The sequence below is a fragment of the Paraburkholderia sp. 40 genome, assembly GCF_050434105.1.
Taxonomy (GTDB): domain Bacteria; phylum Pseudomonadota; class Gammaproteobacteria; order Burkholderiales; family Burkholderiaceae; genus Paraburkholderia; species Paraburkholderia tuberum.
The window spans coordinates 712,164-736,586 of the sequence record NZ_JBNPVY010000003.1 but is presented as its reverse complement, the minus strand read 5'-3'; the positions used below and the strand labels follow the sequence as shown (position 1 = coordinate 736,586).

18 protein-coding genes and 3 pseudogenes are annotated in these 24,423 nt (G+C 62.7%); 12 read left to right on the top strand and 9 right to left on the bottom strand.

The features are described from left to right. Positions 1–291 precede the first annotated feature (291 nt). The 5 genes from OKW28_RS18815 to OKW28_RS18795 form a co-directional block, all read right to left on the bottom strand. A complete protein-coding gene (locus tag OKW28_RS18815) occupies positions 292–1,407 on the bottom strand; it encodes a LacI family DNA-binding transcriptional regulator (RefSeq protein ID WP_429447958.1) in 1,116 nt (371 codons plus the stop codon). 65 nt (positions 1,408–1,472) lie between these two features. After that, positions 1,473–2,432, bottom strand: coding sequence for a dihydrodipicolinate synthase family protein (locus tag OKW28_RS18810; RefSeq protein ID WP_429447957.1), 960 nt, complete (start codon positions 2,430–2,432; stop codon positions 1,473–1,475). Between the two features lie 38 nt (positions 2,433–2,470). Beyond that, positions 2,471–3,790, bottom strand: a complete 1,320-nt coding sequence (locus OKW28_RS18805) for an MFS transporter (RefSeq protein WP_429447955.1) — start codon at positions 3,788–3,790, stop codon at positions 2,471–2,473. Positions 3,791–3,846: 56 nt separating this feature from the next. Next, positions 3,847–4,761 carry a ribokinase gene (gene rbsK, locus OKW28_RS18800; protein ID WP_429447953.1) on the bottom strand — a complete coding sequence of 305 codons (915 nt, stop codon included), beginning with the start codon at positions 4,759–4,761 and terminating at the stop codon, positions 3,847–3,849. 193 nt (positions 4,762–4,954) lie between these two features. Beyond that, positions 4,955–5,674 (bottom strand): TetR/AcrR family transcriptional regulator, encoded by a 720-nt coding sequence (locus OKW28_RS18795; RefSeq protein ID WP_429447951.1) that lies wholly within the window; start codon positions 5,672–5,674, stop codon positions 4,955–4,957. A 343-nt stretch (positions 5,675–6,017) separates the two neighbouring features. Here OKW28_RS18795 and OKW28_RS18790 point away from each other — a divergent pair, with 343 nt between their 5' ends. The 5 genes from OKW28_RS18790 (at position 6,018) to hydA (ending at position 13,181) form a co-directional block, all read left to right on the top strand. Then, complete coding sequence (locus OKW28_RS18790; protein WP_429447949.1) at positions 6,018–7,283, top strand: Zn-dependent hydrolase; 1,266 nt, start codon at positions 6,018–6,020, stop codon at positions 7,281–7,283. Between the two features lie 127 nt (positions 7,284–7,410). Then, a complete protein-coding gene (locus OKW28_RS18785; protein WP_429447947.1) occupies positions 7,411–8,805 on the top strand; it encodes an NAD(P)-dependent oxidoreductase in 1,395 nt (464 codons plus the stop codon). A 39-nt stretch (positions 8,806–8,844) separates the two neighbouring features. Then, positions 8,845–10,125 carry an NAD-dependent dihydropyrimidine dehydrogenase subunit PreA gene (gene preA / locus OKW28_RS18780; RefSeq protein ID WP_429447945.1) on the top strand — a complete coding sequence of 427 codons (1,281 nt, stop codon included), beginning with the start codon at positions 8,845–8,847 and terminating at the stop codon, positions 10,123–10,125. 53 nt (positions 10,126–10,178) lie between these two features. After that, on the top strand, positions 10,179–11,681 hold the full coding sequence (locus OKW28_RS18775; RefSeq protein WP_429447943.1) for an NCS1 family nucleobase:cation symporter-1: 1,503 nt from the start codon (positions 10,179–10,181) through the stop codon (positions 11,679–11,681). A gap of 42 nt (positions 11,682–11,723) precedes the next feature. Then, positions 11,724–13,181 carry a dihydropyrimidinase gene (gene hydA, locus OKW28_RS18770; protein WP_090811231.1) on the top strand — a complete coding sequence of 486 codons (1,458 nt, stop codon included), beginning with the start codon at positions 11,724–11,726 and terminating at the stop codon, positions 13,179–13,181. A 387-nt stretch (positions 13,182–13,568) separates the two neighbouring features. Here hydA and OKW28_RS18765 read toward each other — a convergent pair whose 3' ends face one another. Then, positions 13,569–13,907 (bottom strand): type II toxin-antitoxin system RelE/ParE family toxin, encoded by a 339-nt coding sequence (locus OKW28_RS18765; RefSeq protein ID WP_429447941.1) that lies wholly within the window; start codon positions 13,905–13,907, stop codon positions 13,569–13,571. Further along, positions 13,907–14,191, bottom strand: coding sequence for a type II toxin-antitoxin system Phd/YefM family antitoxin (locus OKW28_RS18760; protein WP_429447939.1), 285 nt, complete (start codon positions 14,189–14,191; stop codon positions 13,907–13,909). The genes OKW28_RS18765 and OKW28_RS18760 overlap by 1 nt, the downstream gene beginning before the upstream one ends. 233 nt (positions 14,192–14,424) lie before the next feature. Between OKW28_RS18760 and OKW28_RS18755 the strand changes: the two are divergent. The 3 genes and pseudogenes from OKW28_RS18755 to OKW28_RS18745 form a co-directional block, all read left to right on the top strand. Beyond that, positions 14,425–15,078, top strand: a pseudogene (locus tag OKW28_RS18755) (DNA-binding protein); the annotation flags it as partial. 306 nt (positions 15,079–15,384) lie between these two features. After that, positions 15,385–15,672: pseudogene (locus OKW28_RS18750) on the top strand (integrase core domain-containing protein); the annotation flags it as partial. Between the two features lie 730 nt (positions 15,673–16,402). Continuing rightward, positions 16,403–16,597 (top strand): hypothetical protein, encoded by a 195-nt coding sequence (locus OKW28_RS18745; protein WP_429447937.1) that lies wholly within the window; start codon positions 16,403–16,405, stop codon positions 16,595–16,597. Positions 16,598–16,851: 254 nt separating this feature from the next. On the opposite strand, the gene OKW28_RS18740 is transcribed toward OKW28_RS18745, so the two are convergent. Continuing rightward, the gene (locus tag OKW28_RS18740; RefSeq protein WP_429447935.1) at positions 16,852–17,244 is read right to left on the bottom strand and encodes a helix-turn-helix domain-containing protein; all 393 of its coding nucleotides are present in this window, start codon (positions 17,242–17,244) and stop codon (positions 16,852–16,854) included. Between the two features lie 377 nt (positions 17,245–17,621). Here OKW28_RS18740 and OKW28_RS18735 point away from each other — a divergent pair, with 377 nt between their 5' ends. Beyond that, positions 17,622–17,789 carry a hypothetical protein gene (locus OKW28_RS18735; RefSeq protein WP_429447933.1) on the top strand — a complete coding sequence of 56 codons (168 nt, stop codon included), beginning with the start codon at positions 17,622–17,624 and terminating at the stop codon, positions 17,787–17,789. Positions 17,790–18,368: 579 nt separating this feature from the next. Here OKW28_RS18735 and tolA read toward each other — a convergent pair. Further along, on the bottom strand, positions 18,369–19,289 hold the full coding sequence (gene tolA, locus OKW28_RS18730) for a cell envelope integrity protein TolA (RefSeq protein WP_429447931.1): 921 nt from the start codon (positions 19,287–19,289) through the stop codon (positions 18,369–18,371). Between the two features lie 583 nt (positions 19,290–19,872). On the opposite strand from tolA, the gene fdnG reads away from it, so the two are divergent. The 3 genes and pseudogenes from fdnG to OKW28_RS18715 all read left to right on the top strand — a co-directional run. Next, complete coding sequence (gene fdnG, locus OKW28_RS18725; protein WP_429447929.1) at positions 19,873–22,944, top strand: formate dehydrogenase-N subunit alpha; 3,072 nt, start codon at positions 19,873–19,875, stop codon at positions 22,942–22,944. Positions 22,945–22,964: 20 nt separating this feature from the next. Next, positions 22,965–23,885, top strand: coding sequence for a formate dehydrogenase subunit beta (gene fdxH / locus OKW28_RS18720; protein WP_429447927.1), 921 nt, complete (start codon positions 22,965–22,967; stop codon positions 23,883–23,885). Positions 23,886–23,949: 64 nt separating this feature from the next. Next, positions 23,950–24,090: pseudogene (locus OKW28_RS18715) on the top strand (formate dehydrogenase cytochrome b556 subunit); the annotation flags it as partial. Positions 24,091–24,423: the final 333 nt, after the last annotated feature.

Sequence of the window (24,423 nt, the reverse complement as noted above, 5' to 3'; positions counted from 1 at the left end):
TCGTCCGCTTCTGCATCCGGGGCCGGCTTCCGCGCGGCTCTCTTTAAGTATAGGGCGCTTGGCGGGATATCCAAGTCGGCGAGACCAGTTTTTTGCACGGAACGCGAGCGGATGATTCAGACGTTTGAGCACTCGCGCCGCCTCTGGACTCAACGCTGTCACTGAGCTTTCAGCCGTTCATGCCGTTCGGTACATGAAAGCGACAACCTTCCTGCAAAGCCGGCTGGCCTAATAGCGATAAGCAATTCTTCGAAAAATGCACGTCTGCTTCCGCAAGCGCACACGAGGACATCACCTTTTGCCAGCCGCATCGAGATACGGCCCTGTTGACCCGCGTACTTTTAGCACCGCAGGCAGCGCATATCCTTGTCGCGTTGCCCGGCCGTCCAGCGCGTCGAGCAGATGCCTCGCGGCGACCGTGCCGATCTCGCGTGTGTCCACATACATCGTCGTGAGGGGCGGGCGCGCTTCGCGTGCGATCGCGAGATCGTCGAAGCCGGTGACTGAAAGTCGCTCGGGAATGGCGATGCCCAACTCTTCCGCCTCCCGCAAAATGCCGAGCGCAATATGATCGTTGCCGCAGATGATCGCTGTCGGACGCGGCCCCGGCTGTTGCCAGAGCGAGCGCAATGCGCGCCGGCCAAAATCGAGCGTGGATTCACCTTCGACGAGGTGCTCCGGCCGCACCGCGAGGCCATGACGCTCCAGCGCGATGCGGATGCCTGCGAGCCGCGCCTGCACACGGTCGTTGTCGCGCGTCGGTTGGATGCAGACCGCAAACGACCGATGACCGAGCGCGACGAGATGCTCGGTGATCTCTTCATACGCGGCGCGGTTGTCAACGCCGATGCAATCGTGCGGACTGCCTTTGCGCCACGCATAAAGCACGACGTAGGGCACGCGCCAGACTCGCAGCGCATCAAAGAGCTCCGGCGGATGCGCTTCGCCCACCACCGCGATCGCCTCCACGCCGCGCGCGAGCATCGCTTGAACCTGGGAGAGAGCCTCTTTAGGATCGTAGTTCGAGCACCCGAGAAAAAGCGTGATGCCGCGCGCGGCGAACGCAGCCTGCATGCCGCTCACCTGCGAGGCAAACACCTGATCATCGAGCGTCGGAATGACGATGCCCGCAATGTGGCTGCGTGTGGATGCGAGCGCACGTCCGGCTGCATTCGGAAACCAGTTCAGCTCCAGCGCGGCCCGCTCGACGCGCTCGCGCACGCTGTCCGACACTTTGCTGGGCTCGTTGTAGACGCGCGATACCGTCGCCGTGGACACGCCCGCGAGCTTCGCCACGTCGGACAGCACCGTGCGCCCCGTGCTGCGGCGGGAGCGCGCCCCGGCCGCCCGCCCGGCTGGCGACGGTTTTTCTTCGAGAGCAGAGTCAGAGGCGGAAGAGCGAGGCATCGACGTTCACGTTTCGTACAGGGAGCCCGTCATCTTACTCGCGGCGCGACACAACGGCGCATCCGTCAGGCCCGCGCTGCGATGCGCGAGCGGAAATGCCCGGTACCTTCGACGATCTTGTCGAGCACCGCGTCGAGCGCCCAGAAGCGTTCGCGCACGTCGTAGTCGATCGCGCGGCAGCGAATGGACCGGAACGTGCCGATGCGCTGGTGGTACATCTTCGCGAGCGCCGGATAGCCGAGTGCCTCGGATACCGCCGCGACCACGAGAAAGATCGAGAGCTCGCGGGCGAGCGCCGGGTTCTCGTCGGCGTGATTGCGCAGCCAGTTGTACAGGTCCGGATGGAAGTTCGTGAACACGCCGTTGAATCCCGCGGATCCGGCTTTCATCGCATCCCAGGCAATCGCCGCATTCGCGTTAAGGATCTTCATGGGCGAACCCTTCGCCAGGGCAACGCGGCGCTTCACCGTGTCGAGATCGCAACTCACGTCCTTCAACATCACGAAGCGGCCGGTGTCGATGCACATCTTGAGCTCGTCGTCGGATAGCAGGCGCCGGTAGGGAGCCGGGCATTCGTATAGCCCGAGCGGTATGTCGGAAGGCAAGCGGCTCATCAGGCGGCGCAAGTTCGTTGAGAACGCTTGCGTGCCGTCGCGGGCTGGATCGAGCCGGTTCGTCACCAGCACGATCCCGTCCGCGCCGGTCGCCGCGGCGGCGTTCAGCTCTTCAGCCTGCGCGTCGGGTTCATCGCTGATATGGCCCGAGACCACCACCGGCACGCGGCCGCCCACGCGCTCGACCACGAAGCGGCCAAGTGCCGCGCGCTCCGCGAGGCTGAGAAATTGCATCTCGCTCGACTGCGCCACGGCGAACAGCGCGTCCGAGCCGTGCGCGAGATACCACTCGATCAGCCGTTCGAGCCCGGCATAGTCGACGGCGCCGTCGTCGTCGAAAGGCGTCAGCATCACGGGCACGATGCCTTCGATCGATTGCGACGGGCGCGTCGAAGAAGTAGGGAGGGTCATGTCGGTGTCGTCCTTAGCAGGGTTGAACGGGCAGTTCATCAAGCGGGTGCCCGTGCCGGGCTGCCCGGTTCCGGTTCGCTTTCGATCGGTTTGCGCACCAGAAACAGATAGCTCATGGCGCCGACGAAGGCAATCGCGGCAGCCGTCAGCAGAGCCGGCACGAAGGACCACGCCTGCGCGATGTAGCCCGTGAGAATGGGCGCGAGCGCGCCGCCCAGAAAGCCGCCGAAGTTCTGGATCGCGCCAAGCGAGCCGACGCGGTTGGCGGGCGCAGCGGCCGTCGCGAGCGCCCATGAGCAGGCGGACGCCGCGTTGGCGAGAAAAATCACCACGGAGATGCAGACGATCGCGATCGTATTGCTTTCGACGAGCGCGGCGGGCACGGTAAACGCGACCATCCCGAGCATCGCGATGACGACCGCGTTACGTCTGCTCGCCACCGGCGAGGCGCTCTTCTTCGTGATGAGGTCGGAGAACCATCCCGCGCAGAGCGCGCCGAGAAAGCCGCAGAAGAACGGCACCGAGGCCGCGATGCCCGTGTGGATCAGCGTCATGTGGCGCTGCATCGTCAGATAGCCGGGCAGCCAGGTCAGATAGACCCAGTTCAGATACACCGAGCCGAAGAAGCCGATCAGCATGCCCCACGTCGTCAGGTTCGAGAAGAGGGCGCGCCAGTCCGCGAAGCTCAGGCTTTCGGCGGGCTTCGTCTCGGCGGCGTCGCCCTTCAGATAGCGCCTTTCTTCCGGCGTCAGCGTCGCCGGATTCGGGTCGCGATAAACCGCCAGCCAGATCACCGCCACCACGAGGCCGAGCGCGCCCGTAATAATGAAGGCCCAACGCCAGTGAAATTCGACGACCAGGACCGACAGGCACAGCGGTGCGAGCGCGGTTCCGAGCGGCGACGCTGAATTGAAGATGCCGGTCGGCTTGCCTCGCGCGCGCAGCGGAAACCAGTTGCTCACGACGCGCGCCGCGGACGGAAACTGCGGCGACTCGCCGATCCCGAGCACGATGCGCGCGATGACGAACCAGCCGAAGGTGGACACGATGCCGCCCGCCGCCTGCGCGAGCGACCACAGGATCAGGCCGCAACCCAGCAGCCTGCGCGGGCCGATGCGGTCGACGAGGCCGCCGACCGGCAATTGAAACAGTGCATAACTCCAGGAGAACGCCGATAGCAGCAGCCCCATTTCGCCGAGCGACAGACCGAGATCCTTGCGGATCAGTGGATTGGCGACCGCGAGCGTCCCCCGGTCGAGATAGTTCACGATGCCGCTCACCATCAGCAGCGCAAGCGCCACGATCTGGGCGCGGCGCACGCGGGATGGTGCCTGTTCGGGCGCGGGGGTTGGGTTCATGCTGTCGTCTCCGTGTCGTCTTATGAATAATGGACTGCGACGTCGCGCAGCCGGGTCTATGAAACCGCCGCCGCGAACGTGGGTTGCGCCCGCACTTCGAACTGTGTCGGGATGGATGCCTGCGCGCCTTCACGCGTGACGCTGAGCGCCGCAGCTCGCTGAGCGAAGTCGATCGCGCCGCGGATGCTCGCGCCGCGCACGCGCTCGGCTGCGAAGCCTCCCACGAAGGTGTCGCCGGCTGCCGTGGTGTCGATCGCATCGACGCGCAGCGCGGGCAGATGGCCTTCCTCTCCGGTCGTCGCATACCAGACGCCCTGCGCGCCGAGCGTGACGATCACCGTCTCCACGCCTTTCGCGCGCAAACGCGTCGCCGCCTCGCGCGCAGAAGCGGGACTATCGACGGGAACCTGCGCCAGCAACGCCGCTTCCGATTCATTGAGGATGAGAAAGCTGGTCTGTTCGTAAAGTGCGTCTGGAAGGGCCTGCGCCGGGGCGGGATTCAGCAGCACTGGGGTGCCGAACTTTGCCGCGAGCGCAATCGCGTGCCGCACGGTATCGAGCGGCACTTCGAGCTGGCAAATGAGCATGCCGGCGGCAGCGATGCCGGCAGCCGCGGCGTCCAGGTGATCGGGCGTGAGCGCGGCGTTGGCGCCGGGCGAAACGACGATCGTATTCGCACCGTCCGCGGCCACGGTGATGGCGGCGATGCCGCTCGACGTGCCATCGACCGTGTGCAAGTGCGCGGTGTCGATGTGTTCGTGCTGAAGGCCGTCGCGAAGCTGCGCGCCGAATTCGTCGCGGCCGACACAGCCGAGCATTGCCACCGATGCGCCGAGACGCGCCGCCGCCACCGCCTGATTGGCGCCCTTGCCGCCGGCGAATGTAGCGAACGCGCCACCGAGCAAGGTTTCGCCGCGCGCCGGAAGTCGCTCTGCGTGGACAACGAGATCCATGTTCGCACTGCCGACCACGACGATCCGGTCCCAGGAATGCTGGTCCGCAGATTGAATGGTAGCGCTTACATTTTCGAGCATTTTTGACGATGACATGTGTGAATGGGGGTGTGTTTGCTGCTTGTTGGGCGTGTTAGCGCTTACATTAACGCGCAAAACAGCGACCGCGGCAACGAGAAAATGACGTCATCAGGGAAACTCCCTAAACGATTCATCGGACCGGCGATCGCGCTCCGCTCGCCCGCAGGATCATGCTCACCACTTCTTCCGTCGTAGCCTCGAAGCGCTTCGTCGAGAGCGCGCGTTTGCCCGAGAGCGCGCATATTTGAGCCTCGAAATCGGCGTAGTGCTGCGTGGTCGCCCAGATCATGAAGAGGAGCGTCCGAGGGTCGACGGGCGCGAGCAACCCTTTGGCTATCCATCGCTCGATCAGCTTCACGCGTGTGTCCATCCACGGCTTCACGCGTTCGAGCAGGATCTCTTGCATGTGCAGCGCCCCGCTGATTATTTCGTTGGCCCACACCTTCGATCCAAGTGGGCGGCGCCGTGACAGGGCCATCTTGGCGCGCACGTAGCCGCCAATCGCCTCGACCGGATCGTCGCTTGCATCGAACAGGTTGGCGGCGGCGTTCCATTCCTCGAACACATCGTCGAGTACACGCCAGTACAGCGCCAGCTTGGTCGGGAAGTAATAGTGCAGATTCGCCTTCGGTAAACCCGCGCGCTCGGCGATCAGCGCCGTGCTCGCGCCTTCGAATCCGCGTTCGGCGAACACGGCTTCGGCACAGGCGAGTAGATGGGATTCATTCGACGCACGAATGGAGGCTTTGCGCCGCTGTGGCTTGTGCGATGTGTCGGCGGCTCGTTGCGCCTGCGCGGTGCCGCGCGTCGCGAGGGGCGCGGCTCGCGTGGTGGGTTCGTCGTCGCGCATGTTCGGTCCATTCGGAAGAGAAAAGGAGCGCGGCGGCGCGCGCATGCGGGAATCATTGTAGCCACGATGCAAGTGCGCTGCGAATTCACCGACATCCGGAGAAACGCGCAGCACGGACGCCTGGTTTTTTCACGCGCTGCAGCATCAATGGCACGCTTCTCGCTCGTAACTCCGCATTGAATTCGCGAAGTTTCTCGTCTAAAACCTGTCCAATCGGACAGGATTCGAAGGGCTGGGTTTCAGGGGCCGCGCAGTGCCATCGAGACGTGCACCGTCGTGATCCTTCGTGCCCCAACACGGTGGCATGCATGCACGTTTGACAAGCACGGACAGGAGAACACGCATGAACGCAGTAAGCGAAGCCGCGCTGACGACCGCGATCCACGTGAACGGTCAGCGATTGTGGGACAGCCTGATGGAGATGGCCAGGATTGGCGCCACGCCCAAAGGCGGCGTGTGCCGTCTTGCGCTGACCGACCTCGACAAGCAGGGCCGCGATCTCATCGTGCAATGGGCGAAAGAGGCGCGCTGCACGATCAGTGTCGATCAGATGGGCAACGTGTTTATGCGCCGCGCGGGGCGCAACAACGACCTGCCGCCCGTGATGACCGGCTCGCACGCCGACTCGCAGCCAACCGGTGGGCGCTTCGACGGTATCTATGGGGTGCTCGGCGGCCTCGAAGTGATTCGCTCGCTCAACGATTACGGTATCGAAACCGAGCGCCCTGTTGAAACGGTGATCTGGACCAACGAAGAAGGCTCGCGCTTCGCGCCGGCGATGGTCGCCTCGGGCGTATTTGCGGGTGTGTTTGCGCTCGAGTACGGACTGTCGCGCAAGGACGTCGAGGGCAAGACCATCGGCGAGGAATTGCAGCGCATCGGCTACGCGGGCGCGTTGCCGTGCGGCGGCCGCAAGATTCACGCGGCGTTCGAACTGCACATCGAACAGGGGCCAATACTCGAGGCCGAAAACAGGACGATCGGCGTGGTCACCGACGCGCAAGGTCAGCGCTGGTACGAAGTCGTGCTCACGGGCCAGGAGGCGCACGCGGGGCCTACGCCCATGCCGCGCCGCCGCGACGCGCTGCTGGGCGCCTCGCGCGTCGTGCAGCTCGTCAACGAAATCGGCCTGCGTCATGCGCCGCTCGCGTGCGCGACGGTCGGCATGATGCAGGTGCATCCGAATTCGCGCAACGTGATTCCGGGCCGCGTGTTCTTCACCATCGATTTTCGCCATCCGCAGGACGAGGTGCTGGCGCAGATGAACGCCGAGCTGCGCGAAGGCATCGCGAAGATCGCGGAACAGGGCAAGCTCGAAGCCGACGTCGAGCAGATTTTCTACTACGCGCCGGTGCCGTTCGACGAGGCGTGCGTGAAGTCCGTGCGCGCGGCGGCCGAGCGCTTCGGCTATTCGAATCGCGACATCGTTTCGGGCGCAGGTCACGACGCGTGCTATCTCGCGACGGTCGCGCCGACCTCGATGGTGTTCGTACCGTGCATCGACGGCATTAGCCACAACGAAGTCGAGGACGCGACGATCGAATGGATCCAAGCCGGCGCGAACGTGTTGCTGCACGCCATGCTCGAACGCGCGAGCGAGCCCGGCTGACCCAATTTCGATCGAACGCAAGCGGTCTCAGCGCCGCGCCGTCTTTCCAACGATTCCCCACGTACCGGCCGCGCACTTCACGCACACGGCCGGCGGACCGGTGTTTTGCCTCGCAAGGAGCATCCGGATGTCCCAGACCACCTCGAATGCCGCCAACGGCATCGCGCCCGGCCGTCTCAGTGCCGAGCAACTGGGCTGCAATTTCGCCGATGTCGCGCCGCCGCTTTCCGCGAATGCGGCCGTGATCGCCGCCGACCGCTGTCATTACTGTTACGACGCGCCTTGCGTGAACGCGTGCCCCACGGGCATCGACATTCCCGGTTTCATCCGCAAGATCGGCAACGGCAATCTCAAGGGCGCGGCGCGCGATATCCTCAGCGCGAACCCGCTGGGCGGCATGTGCGCACGCGTGTGCCCGACCGAGATTCTCTGCGAAGGCGCTTGCGTGAGAAATCATCAGGATGGCGAGCCCGTTCAGATCGGCGCGCTGCAACGTCATGCCACCGACTTCCAGATGGCCCGCGAAGCCGCCGGTGCCCCTGCGCTCTTCAAGCGCGCCAGCGAGACAGGCCGTCATGTTGCCGTGGTCGGCGCGGGTCCCGCGGGTCTCGCCTGCGCGCACACGCTCGCGCTTGCCGGGCATCGCGTGAGCGTCTTCGACGCGCGCGAATATCCGGGCGGCCTGAACGAGTTCGGCATAGCGGCGTACAAGACCGTCGACGACTACGCGCAGCGCGAAGTGCGGTGGCTTCTTTCCGTTGGCGGGATAGAACTGCGCCAGGGCCAGCGACTGGGGCATGACGTGACGCTTGCGGAGTTACGCGCGGCGTATGACGCGGTGTTCATCGGCGTGGGCCTTGGCGGCACGCATACGCTCTCCATCGAAGGCGAACTGCTCGACGGCGTGCTGGATGCCGTGGATTTCATCGCGCGCGTGCGCGAGGCCGACGATCTGGCCAGCGTGCCCGTCGGTCGCAAGGTGGTGGTGCTCGGAGGCGGCAATACGGCAATCGACGCCGCCGTGCAAAGCCGCAAGCTGGGCGCGGAGCAAGTGACGCTCGCCTATCGTCGCGGCGCGGCGCAGATGAGCGCCACCTGGGCCGAACTGGAATTCGCGCGTAGCCAGGGTGTGACGCTGGCCGAGTGGATGAAGCCGCTGCGAATCGTCGGCGACACGCAGGTGCGGGCCGTGGAATTCGAGCGCACCGGGCTCGATATGAGCGGCACATTGCGCGGCACTGGGGAGATCGTGCGCGTGGAGGCCGATATGGTGCTGAAGGCAATCGGCCAGACGCTCTTACCCGCAGGTCTCGACGGACTGCAACTCACCGGCAACGGCCGGCGCGTCGCAGTGGATGCAAACGGCGCCACCTCGCTCGCGGGGGTTTTCGCTGGCGGCGACTGTGCCGGCCACGGCGCAACCGATCTGACCGTCCAGGCCGTGCAGGACGGCAAGCTCGCTGCGCATGCGATCGACCGCTTCCTTGCGAATCAGTCCGCCAGGGCCGCCCGAGCCGCGTGATAGCTACACCGAATCCAGATAAAACGAAGGAGTCGCATCATGGCCGACTTGCGCTGCACGATTGCCGGCATTCAATCGCCCAACCCGTTCTGGCTCGCTTCCGCGCCGCCCACCGACAAGGCCTACAACGTCAATCGCGCCTTCGAGGCGGGTTGGGGCGGCGTGGTCTGGAAGACGCTCGGGCTCGACCCGCACGTGGTGAACGTAAGCTCGCGCTATGGCGCCACCGCCTGGCGCGGCCAGCGCATGGCGGGTCTGAACAACATCGAGCTCATCACCGACCGGCCGCTCGACGTGAACCTAAAGGAAATCGCGCAGGTGAAGCGGGACTGGCCCGACCGGGCGCTCATCGTCTCGCTGATGGTCCCTTGCAACGAGCACGACTGGAAGTGGATTCTGCCTCAGGTGGAAGACACTGGCGCGGACGCCGTGGAGCTGAACTTCGGCTGTCCGCACGGCATGAGCGAGCGCGGCATGGGCGCGGCGGTGGGTCAGGTGCCCGAGTACATCGAAATGGTCACCCGCTGGGTGAAGGAAGGCACGCGGCTGCCTTGCCTCGTGAAACTCACGCCGAACGTCACCGACATTCGTCACGGCGCGCGCGCGGCGATGAAGGGTGGTGCGGACGGCGTCTCGCTCATCAATACCATCAACTCGATCGTCGGTGTCGATCTCGACGTCATGGCGCCGCTGCCCACCGTGGACGGCAAGGGCACGCATGGCGGCTATTGCGGTCCTGCCGCGAAGCCCATTGCACTGCACATGGTCGCGGAGATTGCGCGCGACCCGCAAACGCAAGGCTTGCCCATCTCTGGCATCGGGGGCATTTCCGACTGGCGCGACGCCGCGGAATTCATCGTGCTGGGAGCGGGCAGCGTGCAAGTATGCACCGCGGCGATGCACTACGGTTTCCGGATCGTCAGCGACATGATCGACGGCCTTTCCAACTGGATGGACGACCAAGGGTACGCGAGCCTCGACGCCATTCGCGGCCGCGCCGTGCCGAACGTCACCGACTGGCAATACCTGAACCTCAACTACGACATCAAGGCGCGTATCGATCAGGACCGCTGCATCCAGTGCGGGCTCTGCCATATCGCCTGCGAAGACACCTCGCATCAGGCGATCAACGCCACGCGCGACGGCAAGCGCCACTTCGAGGTGGTCGATGCGAACTGCGTCGGGTGCAATCTATGCATGCATGTTTGCCCGGTCGATCAATGCATCACGATGGAGCGCGTCGATTCGGGCGAGCGCTACGAGAACTGGACCACGCACCCGAACAACCCGGCGCGTGTCGCCGACCCGAAAGCCGCCTGACATTTCGAAGCCGGATCGAGCCGGACCCACGACAAGCACGGAGAACCCACGTCATGAGCCAGCCCTTTGCAGTCGACGCCAATGCGCGCCGCGCCGAAAGCGAGCTATACAACGATGACCTCGCGCCCACCGGCGTTGCGCAGCGCACATGGCGCTGGTATCACTTCGCGGCACTATGGGTAGGCATGGTGATGAACATCGCCTCCTATATGCTCGCCGCCGGCCTCACCGAGCAGGGCATGGCGCCATGGCAGGCCGTGCTAACCGTGCTGCTCGGCAATCTGATCGTGCTCATGCCGATGCTGCTGATCGGTCATGCGGGTACGAAGTACGGCATTCCTTATGCGGTGCTCGTGCGAGCGTCGTTCGGCACCCAGGGCGCGAAGCTGCCAGCCATGCTGCGCGCCGTCGTGGCGTGCGGCTGGTACGGCATTCAATCATGGCTTGGCGGCAGCGCCATCTATACGCTCGTCAACATCCTCACGCACAACGCGCTGGTGGGCGACGCACTGCCGTGGCTCGGCATTTCGATCGGACAGGCTAGCTGCTTCCTCGTCTTCTGGGTGTTCCAGCTGTACTTCATCCTGCACGGCACCGATTCGATCCGCTGGCTCGAAAGCTGGTCCGCGCCCATCAAGGTGGTGATGTGCGCAGTGCTCGTGTGGTGGGCATGTTCGAAGGCAGGCGGCGTGGGCTCGATGCTGTCGCAACCGTCACAGTTCGCCGCCGGCGGCAAGAAGGCGGGCCTCTTCTGGGCGACGTTCTGGCCGAGCCTCACGGCCATGGTGGGCTTCTGGGCCACGCTCGCGCTCAACATTCCCGACTTCACGCGTTTCGCAAAAACGCAAAAAGACCAGTTCGTGGGCCAGGCCATCGGCCTGCCCATTCCGATGGCGTTGCTCTCGGTGGTCTCCGTGGTCGTGACCTCGGCAACGGTTGTGATTTACGGAAGGGCGATCTGGGACCCGATCGACCTCACGAGTCGCATGGAGGGCGTCGGTGTGGGCATCGCGCTCATCATCCTCACACTGGACACGATGTGCTGCAATCTCGCCGCGAATCTCGTCGGGCCAGCTTACGACTTCTCGAGCCTCTGGCCCAAGGGCATCTCGTACAAGACGGGCGGTCTCATCACCGCGGGTATCGCCATCGTGATGATGCCGTGGAAGATCCTTGCCACCACCCAGGGCTACATCTTCACGTGGCTCGTCGGTTATTCGGCGCTGCTTGGGCCTGTGGCCGGCATCCTGATGGTCGACTACTTTCTCGTTCGCAGCACACGCCTCGACACGGCCCAGCTGTTCGAGGAAAACGGCGAATACGCCTACTCGAACGGCTGGAATCCGGCTGCCGTGATCGCGCTGATCGCAGGCGTGCTGCCGAACCTGCCGGGCTTTCTCAGCGTCGCGTTCCCGAATGCGTTTGCCACCGTGCCCGATGCGTTCAAAAGCATTTACACCTATGCGTGGTTCGTGGGGCTCGCCATTGCGGCGCTCGTCTATGGCGTGATGATGAAGCTCGGCAAGAGCCGGCGCCCACGTGTTGCGAGCGCGTGAGCGTTTCAAGCGTGAATGTTCAACTGAAGGAGACTTGGCATCATGGCGATCCTGATTCGAGGCGGCACCGTCGTCAATGCAGACAAGAGCTGGCGTGCGGACGTGCTCTGCGAAAACGGCGTGATCCAGAGCGTTGGCGAGAACCTCGACGCGCCTGCGGGCGCGACCGTGGTCGACGCCGGTGGCCAATATGTGATGCCTGGCGGCATCGATCCGCACACGCATATGGAGCTGCCCTTCATGGGCACGACCGCCAGCGACGACTTCTACACGGGCACGGCGGCGGGGCTTGCGGGCGGCACGACATCGATCATCGACTTCGTCATCCCCAACCCGAAGCAACCGCTGATGGACGCCTTTCGCGAGTGGCGCGGCTGGGCAGAGAAAGCCGCTTCTGACTATGGCTTTCACGTGGCGGTGACGTGGTGGGATGAAAGCGTGTATCGGGACATGGGGCTCCTCGTGAACGAGCATGGCGTATCGAGCTTCAAGCACTTCATGGCCTACAAGAACGCCATCATGGCCGACGACGAGATTCTCGTGAACAGCTTTGCGCGCTCACTCGAACTGGGCGCGCTGCCTACCGTGCATGCGGAAAACGGCGAGCTCGTATTCCAGTTGCAACGCCAGTTGCTTGCGCGCGGTTTCACGGGGCCCGAGGCGCATCCGCTTTCACGGCCACCCGAAGTCGAAGGCGAGGCAGCGAATCGCGCCATCCGCATCGCGCAGGTGCTCGGAGTGCCGGTGTACATCGTGCATGTCTCGGCGAAAGACGCGCTCGAGGCGATCGCGCGCGCACGCGGCGAAGGGCAGCGCGTATTCGGCGAAGTGCTCGCGGGGCATCTCGTGATCGATGAATCGGTCTATCGCGACCCGGACTGGACGCGCGCCGCCGCCCACGTGATGAGTCCGCCGTTCCGTACCCAGGAGCATCGCGACGCGCTCTGGCGCGGGCTTCAGGGCGGCCTGCTGCACACCACCGCAACCGACCACTGCGTGTTCTGCGCTTCGCAGAAAGCGATGGGCCGCCATGATTTCACGAGAATTCCGAATGGTTGCGGCGGCGTGGAAGATCGCATGGCGGTGTTGTGGGATCAAGGTGTGAACACCGGCCGGCTCACGCCGAACGAATTTGTGCGCGTCACTTCCACCAATGCGGCGCAAATCTTCAACCTGTACCCGCGCAAGGGCACGGTGGCCGTGGGTGCCGACGCCGATCTCGTCGTCTGGGATCCCGAGGCCACGCGCGCGATATCGGTCAAGACGCATCATCAGAACGTGGACTTCAACGTGTTCGAAGGGATGACGGTTCGCGGCGTGCCGACACACACCGTCTCACAAGGCGAACTCGTGTGGGCGGACGGCGACCTGCGCGCGCGGCGCGGAGCCGGGCGTTATCTGAAGCGGCCCGCGAATCCCGGCTATCTGCAGGCCTCGCGCCTCGCGAAGAGCCTGAAGCAGACGCAGCCGGTGCATCGCGAAGGTGACGCACCACAGTAAACACGGCAACGCGCGGAGGCATTGCAGGGGATATCGGGGGCTCGACGCGACAGGATTCGCGTTGCGCCCCGGTAGTTCGAGTGCAAACCGGTCGGCGCTTTTTATCTGCGTCGGAGTTCGCCATTGAGCGATCAGATACAAGAAAAGCGCGAGCCGGGGTGCGGTCATGGTTGAATGAGTAATCCGTATCTCACAATTAGTGTTTCCCGCGTTCGATTGTCGAGGGAAGGCCCTTAGCCGGAGAGAATGCTGATTAACATACCCGTTGCACGCGCGCTGCATGTGCTGGACATTTTCGGGTTTCGCACGGGTCCGGAGGCTTCCTGAGTCGGGCGCGCAGCGCGCGCATGTAATGCGTGTGAAACGCAAGGCGGCCGTCCTGACGCGTTACATCAGCCGAAGCACGATTCTCTGGAGGAGGGAGGGCAGGTCGCGTCGAGCGTCGACCACGAGAAGAACGAAAACGGTCTCGTCGCGGACCTGATAAATGATCCGGTTCTTGCCGGAAAGGCCTTGCCGGAAACCGTCCTCGAAGAAGCCCTCAAGCTCGCAAGGCGCATGACCGCTAGCGGGGAACTGGCGAATGTGCGTGATCGTCTCCTGCAGTTGCGTCGATGTCTGACGCCACGTTTCCCATCCGAATGTGCGGACAACATAGCTTCTGAGTTCGTCGATGCCGATCCGCGCCATCGGGAGGATGCGGAATTTCAGCAGCGGTGCCGCCATCAGCGGAGCTTTTCCTGACGATCGAGGTCGTTGAGCTCCGCAAAGAACTCGTCGCCATCGACGTGATCCCCGCGCTCGATGTGTTTCTGGCCGATAGCCAGGATTTTCAGGAGCGCGAGGGTCTGCTGCGTCGATTCGTAGCTTCGCACATCCTGGACGACGAGCTTCGCTTCACCGTTCTGCGTGATGATGAGCGGCTCTCCCGAATCAGTCAGGTCCTTGACGATTTGCGCCGCTTCGCTTTTGAGGTAGCTGATTGGCTTCACATGATCGGCGAGATGCATCAAGCGCTCCGGTGAGGTAGTGCTCGCACCGAACGTTACCCGCTTGACCGCTGCTCCTCCTCGCTTTACTGCGCCACATCAGCGAGTGCTTGGATATCTCGGCGGACACGTTTCTGTAGCACTTTGAACTACAGAAAGTCCCGATGAAAAAGCGGTGGACGTGATGCTGTCTGGGCGACGCATGTTGAGAAAATCGAAGCAATTACGTCGCGAAAAACAATCCTTAGAAAGCATTGTTAGCGACCGGCCTTGCTGCCGAAGTCGATCGCCTGAAGGTCTAATTTCCCAAGACCCGCGAGCCGTATCGCGAGGCCTGCGCCCACGCTCTGTTCTTCCGCGTCGGCATTACGCCGACGGCTAATCGCAATCAGTTGGTGAAGCGCGGCAGCATGAGTACGCCGGCTCAGAGGCTCGGCGAGTTTTGGGTTGCATTGCGTGAGAAGAGCAGGGTGCGGATGGCACATCCCGATTTGCCGGCGGAGTTGCAGGCGGCTGCCGGAGAACTGATCGCGGCGCTGCGGACGAAGTCCACCACGTCAGCGCACGAGGCACTCGACGCACTGCGGGCTGATGCTGAGGCGGAGAAGGCGAACGCGCGCAGCGAAGTGACGTCACGGCACGAGGAACTCGCGCGAACCGAAACGGCGCTCGAACAGCGCACCGCGGCCTTGCTCGCCGCGCAGGTGCCCATCCAGGAACTGGAGCAAGAGCGGGCTGCGGCGGAAGCGGCGCGACGCGCGCTCGAGGCTGGAATCGCGCGACAGCAGGGTGAAATCGGCGCGAGAGATCGGACGCTGGTGCAGGCGAGGGCGGATTTCTCGGGTGAACTGGAGAGGCTGCGTGGTAGCGCTGCGCTCGCGGATGAGCGTCTGAGGGCGGCTGAGAAATGGAGAGCCTCCAAACCATGATCAATCAACAACTCGAAACTATTTTGATCGATAAGGACGAGCCGATTAACCCGACCTCAGCAGACCAGAGTTGGGAAATGGTGCAGACATTGAAAAAGAGCCTTCCAGACTTGCGGAATAAATTCGCTCACGGCTCGTCAATGTTGACAAATCAGGTACTGGGAACCATGGAGCTGGTAGCGGAGATTCTGTCCCAATCTATTCGACGGACGCGGACTGAACGACCTCTGGGGCCAGTAAGGGGCAGCAGACCACGTGAGATCTCACATTCACTGACACAGTGCTCGTTTCCTGTTTGCCGATAACGGCAGCGACTTCTCTGGTCGTCTGCTGGGCATGTGGGCGTATCACTACAAGGTACGGATCGACTTCGGCCGCCCGGCTAAGCGGACGGATAAGTGCTGCATCGAGACGTTTAACGGTTCATCGCCGGATGAATGCCTGAACCTGCACTCGTTGGAATCTCTGGCCGAAGCGAAACGCGAGTTCGAGGCCTGGCGGCGGGACTACAATGAGACACGGCTACACGGCCTTCGGCCTGCGGCGGAAGGCATGAAAAGCGTCGAAGACTAACACTCGATCCTGTCCAAGAAATCCACGCGGCTCAAAAGGTCACGCCTCGGCTCAACAGACTGTCCAACTTCCGGGACGCGCTTCAGCCTTAAGGCTGTAATGCCCATGCTGGGGCGCCGGCGTCCAGCACTTCGCTTCGGTTAGCGAGATAAAGCTGTTGGGCGCGCGGGTTGCCCGACGCGTCTAGGGAATAATCCACGTGCCAATGGCGCAAGAAGTATCCCACCAGGCAGGCGCGGAGCTTGATCGTCTTCACGCCATCATGCATGTCGTAGTCAGCGGAAGTCGTTTCTGGGTGGGTCGCTTTGGGGTGCGGTGCCAGGCGTAACTCTATTTCGGTGTTCCATTCACGGTCTTCGGAGAAGTCAACTTATCTAAATAGACCGGTTATGTGATGCGTTTTTCGCAAAGGCATCGTTATGGATTGGTGTGCGGGCAACCTTGTGAGGGATGGGGCGTGTCCGCTATCGATATAGCGTCGGCAACTCTTCCTGCTTCGCCCGGCGATGGGATCAGACCGGTCGTGGATCGCAATGTCCCCGTCGACGCAATGCGAGTCCGGGCAGCGATCTGCGCGACCCGCCGCCGCTCGGTCCGGTTGTGGTAAAACAGCGCGCGAATGCGCCGGTCCGTTGCGCACAGATGGAATCAGGAGCCGAGGTTGAGAAGGAAGTCAGGGAACAGCTCGCACGTCATCGCGGTACGCGTCGAGGCGGCAATCGAACAGCGCTTGAGACTGCTGGCGGAGGTCACCGGGCGCAGCCAGTCGTTTTTTCTCAAGCAGTTGATCGAGAAGGGCATCGGCGCGATGGAAGACGCGTGGCTGCCGCAGGCAGTGGTGGCCCAGGTCCGCAGCGGCGCACTGCCGGCGCAGCAGCGTGCCACAACCCTGGATCTGTTCGGGGATTCCATTTGCGAGCAGTGAGCACGGTCGCACCGCGTATCCGTGAGGGACGGGCGGCGGGAGGGCGCAACTCGCCGACAGAGGTGGCCCCGTTCGTTCGGACAGTCTTTTCGATTTTTAAGTGGAACGCTGGGTGTCACGCTGCCGTTGGAATCGCGGGCAGCATCGCGAAGTAGGCTTCATCCGGAGTCTGGTCTGAGAGACTTGAATGCGGCCTTTTCTGGTTGTACAAGCCGACAACACAACACCCATATTAGCGAATCAAAGGAAGTTCTCTACCGCTGGCACCCGTGGTGCGGGCGCACGGTGTGGATTTTCAGGACGGTCGAGAGGAAGAATGCAGAGACGGTTTTGCGTTGCGCGCTGGAGCCGTTCGAGACGGCGCGTTTGCTGGAAGTGCCGCAGTGGATGTTCGATCCAGTTGCCTGCTTTCGCATTACTTCGGCAACGTCTCCCGCCGTCATGAGCGCGCAAACGCCTCCAATACGCCACGCGTGAGCCCAGTTGTAGACAGCCTGGTCGCTCACGCCGAGGGCTTCACAGACGACCTTTGGCTTATCCCCGCGAGCGAGCATCAAAAGACCAGTGGCGCGTCTGCGCGTGTTCTTGAACCGGTGATTGATCGCCATCTCCTGCAATGTGATCTCTTCAGCCTTCACAAGCTTCACACGGCATTTCATCGACACCTCGGTACCAGGGAAAAATCCAGGTTACCGAAATCCAAATAGTTTTACCAGGAACACTTAGTCCGCGCGCGACGATTCCTGGAAAATCACGGTGGAGACGGGCATGCAACGACGCAACGAGCTGTACATGGGCTTTCACCTGCCAATTTCGTCATTGGCTTATTAATTTAGAACTGGTTGCGGGTTTGATCGAAATCGACGCAGCGCTGTTGAACGAGAACTCAGACAAGGTGCTGCCTGATCTCCGCAGGTCCGCGGCTCGGCCCCGGCGATGTCCCGGAGAAATCCTGGCATGCCCATCATCACGAAGAAGCTGCGGGCACAATCAGGAGTCTCAGGCTTGGAGGCGTGTCAAAGTGGTGTGGGTTTCCTATGCGGCATCCAATGATCTGCATGCGGATGACCCGCTTCAGTGGGCGCTCGCGGTCGATGACGGCGCCGCGTCAGTGGACCGCGCCGCACTGCAGCGCATCGGCGCCCGGATCCAGGACGTCTTCGGCCACAAAGCATCACCGTCGTTAGGCTGATATCTCGCGCGTGCCGAGGCGTTCGGCGAGCGGCTGGCGGATCCGACACTGCTCGCCATGTCAGTCGCCCGCGGCTGGGTGCCGATGCTTGACGGATCTGCATCCTGGTCGAAAAATCCGCCGCGCGCCGGCGTATTGGCTATCCTATATATGTGGTCCGTGTTTTCGACACGCGACCGCAAAACGGGGTGAAGGCCGGCTGGCCGGACATAAGTCTGCAGTTGTCTCCACCCCGCCTCGGATGAGGCCCGCTCGCTGCGGGCCGTTTTTTTTAGCGCGCTCAACGGTGTGCACCGCGCTTCCTGACGCATACCGATGGCCGCCCAAGCCTGCTGCAGGTGTGTCGCAACTAGGGAAAAGACCAGACCGACAGTGCCTGATCGGACGGGATATTTTTATAGGGGCCGCCCGCAAAGCCTTGTCGAGCTGGGTGTTTCCTACCACCGTATTCCCTACAGAAATCACGGAACACGACCCGTTTAAGAAAAAGCTCAGAAACAGGGTCGCCCATAGCTGCGGCCGGTGTATCGCCCTGAACGACGCCCACAAGCCGTTCAACCGTGACCTGGCGAATCGGAATCAGCCTTTCGGCCGAAATGTGATCAGAAAGCTCGACGGTGTGCTGCCGTTAACATCCCGCGGCATCGGGTTGGATTTCTCCACCGCGCTCAACGCGGCGATGTCCCATTCGAGGTTGCCGCTCGAACGCTGCATTGTGGCGCTCAAAAGCGACCCATCGGGTGCGCATCTCACGGCAATGACCGACGACAGGTTTCCATTGATGTTAGTCGGCGCCACGACGTTCGGGCGCACCCGCCGTCTGACCCGGTCCGCGTAACCCGGCGACGCCGTTGCGACGGTGTCAGGCTTCAGGTCGTTACCCGACGATACGTCCGCTGCCAATGCCAGCAATGCGGCGAGGCGTTCCTCGTGTTGTCTATCGGCCGAACTGTCTGCCTTCTGCGCGGCTTTTTCTCCAGCCTTCGCCACCAGGGTTCGGACAGCAGGCGCTTGTTGTGGCCGTTTGGCCGGTTGGGCCTGACGCACCGTTTGCCGATACCGGTGCATTTCCGGCCGCGACGCGACATTGATATGAGCATTTTCGTTGCGGGCCGTGGATCGCATGGGCTCCTCCGTCACGGAAGGCACAGGCAACGACGATGGAGCCAACGTTGACCGGTCAGCCACGACTACCGTCGTGCCGGCCGGTGTGTTTTTCTGCCAGTGTGCGCCGGAGAACAGGAACGCTGCCAGCACTACGTGCATCGCTACGGCGAGTGCAAATGCACGACAGGTGCCCCGCTCGCGAGGCGGTGGGACCGGCCGGCGCGGTAGCTCAGGCACGTCAGCTCTTGTACTGGCGGGCGTGCCGTTCCAGACGATCGCGCGGGAGAGCGTCGATACCGCTCCCATGGCGAGTGCCGTCACTTCAAGCGCAAACTTGCGCCAACTGCGACGCGCGCGCCGCAGTTGGACCGGAAAACGTGCCTTCGTGCTCATTGCGATTTGAGGCCGAACTCCGCGCGCCTGATGCGACGCGCCTGCAGTCTGCCCATTTCAATGGTCCTACTAACAATTTTAGCTTCGTAGGTAGCGATTACCACCCGTTGAACGGGATCTGATCTCTGCTGGCCCATGAGAATGCTGTTTCAGATAGCACTCGGCCGGCGAATGGGCGCCGAAGTAGCATGGCCTCGTGGTCGGCCCGCCGACCCAATGGGACCTTATCGGCAATGAGCGTGCGTGCATCGCCTTGCCGATCGCGACGAAGGTGACATTCGCGCTTGCTCAGCCTCACGCGAACTGCCAGATGGCTTGCGTGCGGCGCAGATCCGGCGCTGCACGACAACCACGGGATGACCGCCACGGGCATCGCCGTACAGACCGGCTCGAGTCACGCGGCCGTGCTGTTGTCCACGCACTGGCGAACCGCTTCGGCATCCTCATCGAGCGAACGCTTCTCCGTCGCCGTCGCGTCCGCCGTGCCACGTGAGGGTTTATCCGCTGCCGCCCCGACGGAAATTTATAAAGTCGCTATCTATACTGGTAATTGGTGCAATGTCCACGTTCGAGGGCCGCTACCATGGTCAACTTGACGAGGCGCCAGTTCCTGAAACTCACCGCCACATCGCTGGCCGGATCGAGTATCGCCCTGATGGGCTTCTCGCCGGAACCAGCGCTCGCGGAGGTGCGGCAGTACAAGCTGGCGCGTACCACTGAAACCCGTAATACGTGTCCGTATTGTTCAGTCGGTTGCGGGGTCCTGATGTACAGCCTTGGCGATGGCGCGAAGAACGCCAAAGCCAGCATCATCCATATCGAAGGTGACCCCGACCACCCGGTCAATCGTGGCACGCTGTGTCCGAAGGGCGCGAGCCTGATCGATTTCATTCACAGTCCAAGCCGTCTCCAGCACCCGGAATACCGTGCGCCTGGTTCCGACCGGTGGCAGCGCATCTCGTGGGATGACGCGTTCAACCGCATCGCCAGGCTGATGAAGGAAGACCGCGATGCCAACTTCGTCGAAACGACGGACGATGGCAAGAAGGTCAACCGGTGGCTCACGACGGGCATGCTGGCCGCATCAGCAAGCAGCAACGAATCAGGATACCTGACGCACAAGGTGGCCCGCAGTCTGGGGATGCTTGCATTCGACAACCAGGCGCGTGTCTGACACGGCCCGACGGTGGCAGGTCTTGCCCCGACGTTTGGCCGTGGAGCGATGACGAACCATTGGGTCGACATCAAGAACGCGGACGTCATTCTGGCGATGGGCGGCAATTCTGCCGAGGCGCACCCATGCGGTTTCAAATGGGTCACCGAAGCGAAGGCACACCGCAAGGCGCGCCTGATCGTGGTCGATCCGCGCTTTACGCGTACAGCATCTGTCGCTGACTACTACGCGCCGATTCGCACCGGCACCGACATCGTGTTCCTCGGCGGGATCATCAATTACCTGCTGACGAACGACAAGATCCAGCACGAGTATGTGAAGAACTACACGGACCTGCCGTTCATCGTGCGCGAGGATTTCGCGTTCAACGACGGCATCTTTTCCGGCTACGACGCCGGGAAGCACGGCTATCCGGACAAATCGACGTGGGACTACGAGTTGGGCGACGACGGCTTCGTGAAGGTCGACACGACGCTGCAACACCCTCGTTGCGTCTACAACCTGCTGAAGCAGCACTACTCGCGCTACACGCCGGAGATGGTCGAGAAGACCTGCGGTACACCTAAGGACAAGTTCCTGAAGGTGTGCGGAATGCTCGCCTCGACCGCGTCGCCGACGCGCGCCGCTACCATCATGTATGCGCTTGGCTGGACCCAGCACTCGGTCGGTTCGCAGATGATCCGCACGGGCGCGATGGTACAACTGCTGCTGGGTAATATCGGCATTGCGGGCGGCGGCATGAACGCGTTGCGCGGCCACTCGAACATCCAGGGGCTGACCGATCTCGGCCTGCTGTCGAACCTGCTGCCGGGCTACATGACGCTGCCGTCGCAAGCCGAGCAGGATTACTACGCCTACATCGCAAAGCGCGCAGCGCAGCCGTTGCGGCCGAACCAGTTGAGCTACTGGAAAAACTATCGGGGCTTCTTCGTCAGTCTGATGAAAGCGTGGTGGGGCGATGCGGCGACCGCTGGGAACAACTGGGGTTTCGACTATCTGCCCAAGCTCGACAAGCCGTACGACATGTTGCAGGTGTTCGAACTGATGTCTCAGGGCAAGATGAACGGCTACATCGCTCAGGGCTTCAACCCGCTTGCCGCTGCGCCGAACAAGGCGAAGATGACCGTCGCGTTTTCGAAGCTGAAGTGGCTCGTCATCATGGACCCGCTCGCGACCGAGACGTCGGAGTTCTGGAGGAACCATGGCGAGTTCAACGACGTTGATGCGTCGAAGATCCAGACCGAAGTGTTCCGGCTGCCGACAAGCTGCTTTGCCGAAGAGAACGGCTCGCTCGTCAACTCCGGGCGCGTGCTGCAATGGCACTGGCGGGGTGCCGAGCCGCCGGGCGAGGCGAAGACGGATCTGGAGATCATGGGGAGCCTGTTTGTGCGGATCCGCAGGCTGTACAAGGATCAGGGCGGCAAATTCCCGGACCCGGTGGTCAATCTCAGTTGGCCCTATGCGACTCCGTCGGCACCGACGCCGGAAGAAATGGCGATGGAATTCAGCGGCAAGGCTTTGGCAGACCTGACGGACCCGAGGGACGCGACCAAGGTGCTCGTGAAGAGGGGCGAGCAGCTCGCTGGCTTCGCGCAACTGAAGGACGACGGCAGCACGGCGAGCGGCTGCTGGATCTTCTGCGGAGCATGGACGCAGGCTGGCAACCAGATGGCGCGACGGGACAATGCAGACCCGACGGGCATCGGCCAGACGCTTGGCTGGGCGTGGGCGTGGCCGGCGAACCGGCGCATCCTGTACAACCGCGCATCGTGCGACGTCAACGGCAAGCCGTTCGATCCGACGCGCAAGCTGATCGCCTGGAACGGCAAGACGTGGAGCGGCGCCGACGTGCCGGACTACAAGGCGGACGAGCCGCCCGAAACCGGCATGGGGCCGTTCATCATGAACCCGGAAGGCGTCGCGCGTTTTTTTGCGCGTGACGCCATGGCCGAAGGTCCGTTCCCTGAGCACTACGAGCCGTTCGAGACGCCGCTCGGCTACAACCCGCTGCATCCGCAAAATGCCCAGGCGACGAGCAACCCGGCCGCCCGTGTGTTCCCGAACGATCGCGCGGCGTTCGGCAAGGCGGCGGACTTCCCGCACACGGCGACGAGCTATCGGCTCACCGAGCATTTTCACTACTGGACCAAGCACGTACGGCTGAACGCGATCATCCAGCCGGAGCAGTTCGTCGAGATCGGCGAGGATCTCGCGAAGGAGGTCGGTGTGGTGGCGGGCGACCGCGTGAAGGTGTCGTCTAATCGCGGACACATCGTTGCGGTTGCCGTGGTCACCAAACGCATCAAACCTCTGATGATTGACGGGAAGAAGGTGCAGACCGTCGGCATTCCGTTGCATTGGGGCTTCAAGGGACTCGCGAAGCCGGGCTATCTGATCAATACGCTCACGCCAGTGGTTGGCGACGGCAATACGCAGACGCCGGAATTCAAGTCTTTCCTCGTGAAAGTCGAGAAAGCCTGAATACGCGAAAGGAGAACACGGTGGCACTGCAATCGCTCGATATCAGGCGCGTGTCGGCCACCACGGTGCAGCCGCCGACAGTGCGCGAGCCGGCTACGGGCAGCGTCGCGAAGCTGATCGACGTCACGAAGTGCATCGGCTGCAAGGCATGTCAGACGGCATGCATGGAGTGGAACGACCTGCGCGACGAAATCGGCACGAACGTCGGCGTCTATGACAACCCGCCCGACCTGACGGAGCACTCGTGGACGGTGATGCGCTTCGCCGAATATGAAAACCCGGATGGCAACCTCGAATGGCTGATCCGCAAGGACGGCTGCATGCATTGCGACGATCCCGGCTGCCTGAAGGCGTGTCCTTCGCCGGGTGCGATCGTCCAGTACACGAACGGCATCGTCGATTTCCATCAGGAAAACTGTATTGGCTGTGGCTATTGCATCACCGGCTGTCCGTTCAACATTCCGCGCATTTCGAAGCGGGATCATCGTGTGTATAAATGCACGCTGTGTTCCGATCGTGTCGCGGTGGGCCAGGAGCCGGCGTGCGTGAAGACATGCCCGACCGGTGCGATCGTGTTCGGCACCAAGGAAGACATGAAGCAGCACGCGGCGGAACGCATCGAGGACCTGAAGGAACGCGGCTTCGAGCATGCCGGATTGTACGATCCGCCCGGCGTCGGCGGCACGCATGTGATGTACGTGCTGCATCACGCCGACCAGCCGTCGCTGTATCACGGCCTGCCGGACGATCCGCACATCAGTCCGTTGGTCGGCATCTGGAAGGGCGCGGCGAAGCCGTTTGCATTGGGTGCGATGGCGCTGGCGGCGCTTGCCGGGTTCTTCCATTACACGCGCGTCGGCCCGAACGAAGTCACGGAAGAAGATGAAACGGCCGCCCGTGACGAAGCGCACCGCTCGAAGGAGAGTTCCGATGAAAGCTGACCAGAATACGGCAGACGCGAACCGGATCCTGCGTTATTCCGCTAACGAGCGCACGAACCACTGAATCACCACGATCAGTTTCGTGCTGCTCGCGTTGTCCGGGCTCGCGCTGTTTCATCCGTCGATGTTCTGGCTCACCGCGCTCTTCGGGGGTGGCCAGTGGACGCGCGTCCTGCATCCGTTCGTCGGCGTCGTGATGTTCCTTGTCTCGCTTTTTCGACGTTGCGTTTTGACAACGGCCGTGCGGCAGGATATCCATTAATTCTGCTAGCGCGTTCAGCTTGTCCGTTAATTCTGCTAATGCAACTCGCACGTGAATCAGCCGACCCGGGCGAACAATCGACGTCGCTTCGAGGCGTGTGACGCCGGAGATCCGCTGCAGGGGAAGAGGCGAATGAGAACAGTGGCCCAATGTATTGCAGTTGCTACAGCAGTTGCTCTGACTGGCTAATCGAAGCACTCATCCTGAAGTGTTCGCAGGGATATGCGCAATCTCATCCGGAACGGCGGGCAGCAGCGGCGGCTGACTCTCCCAGCC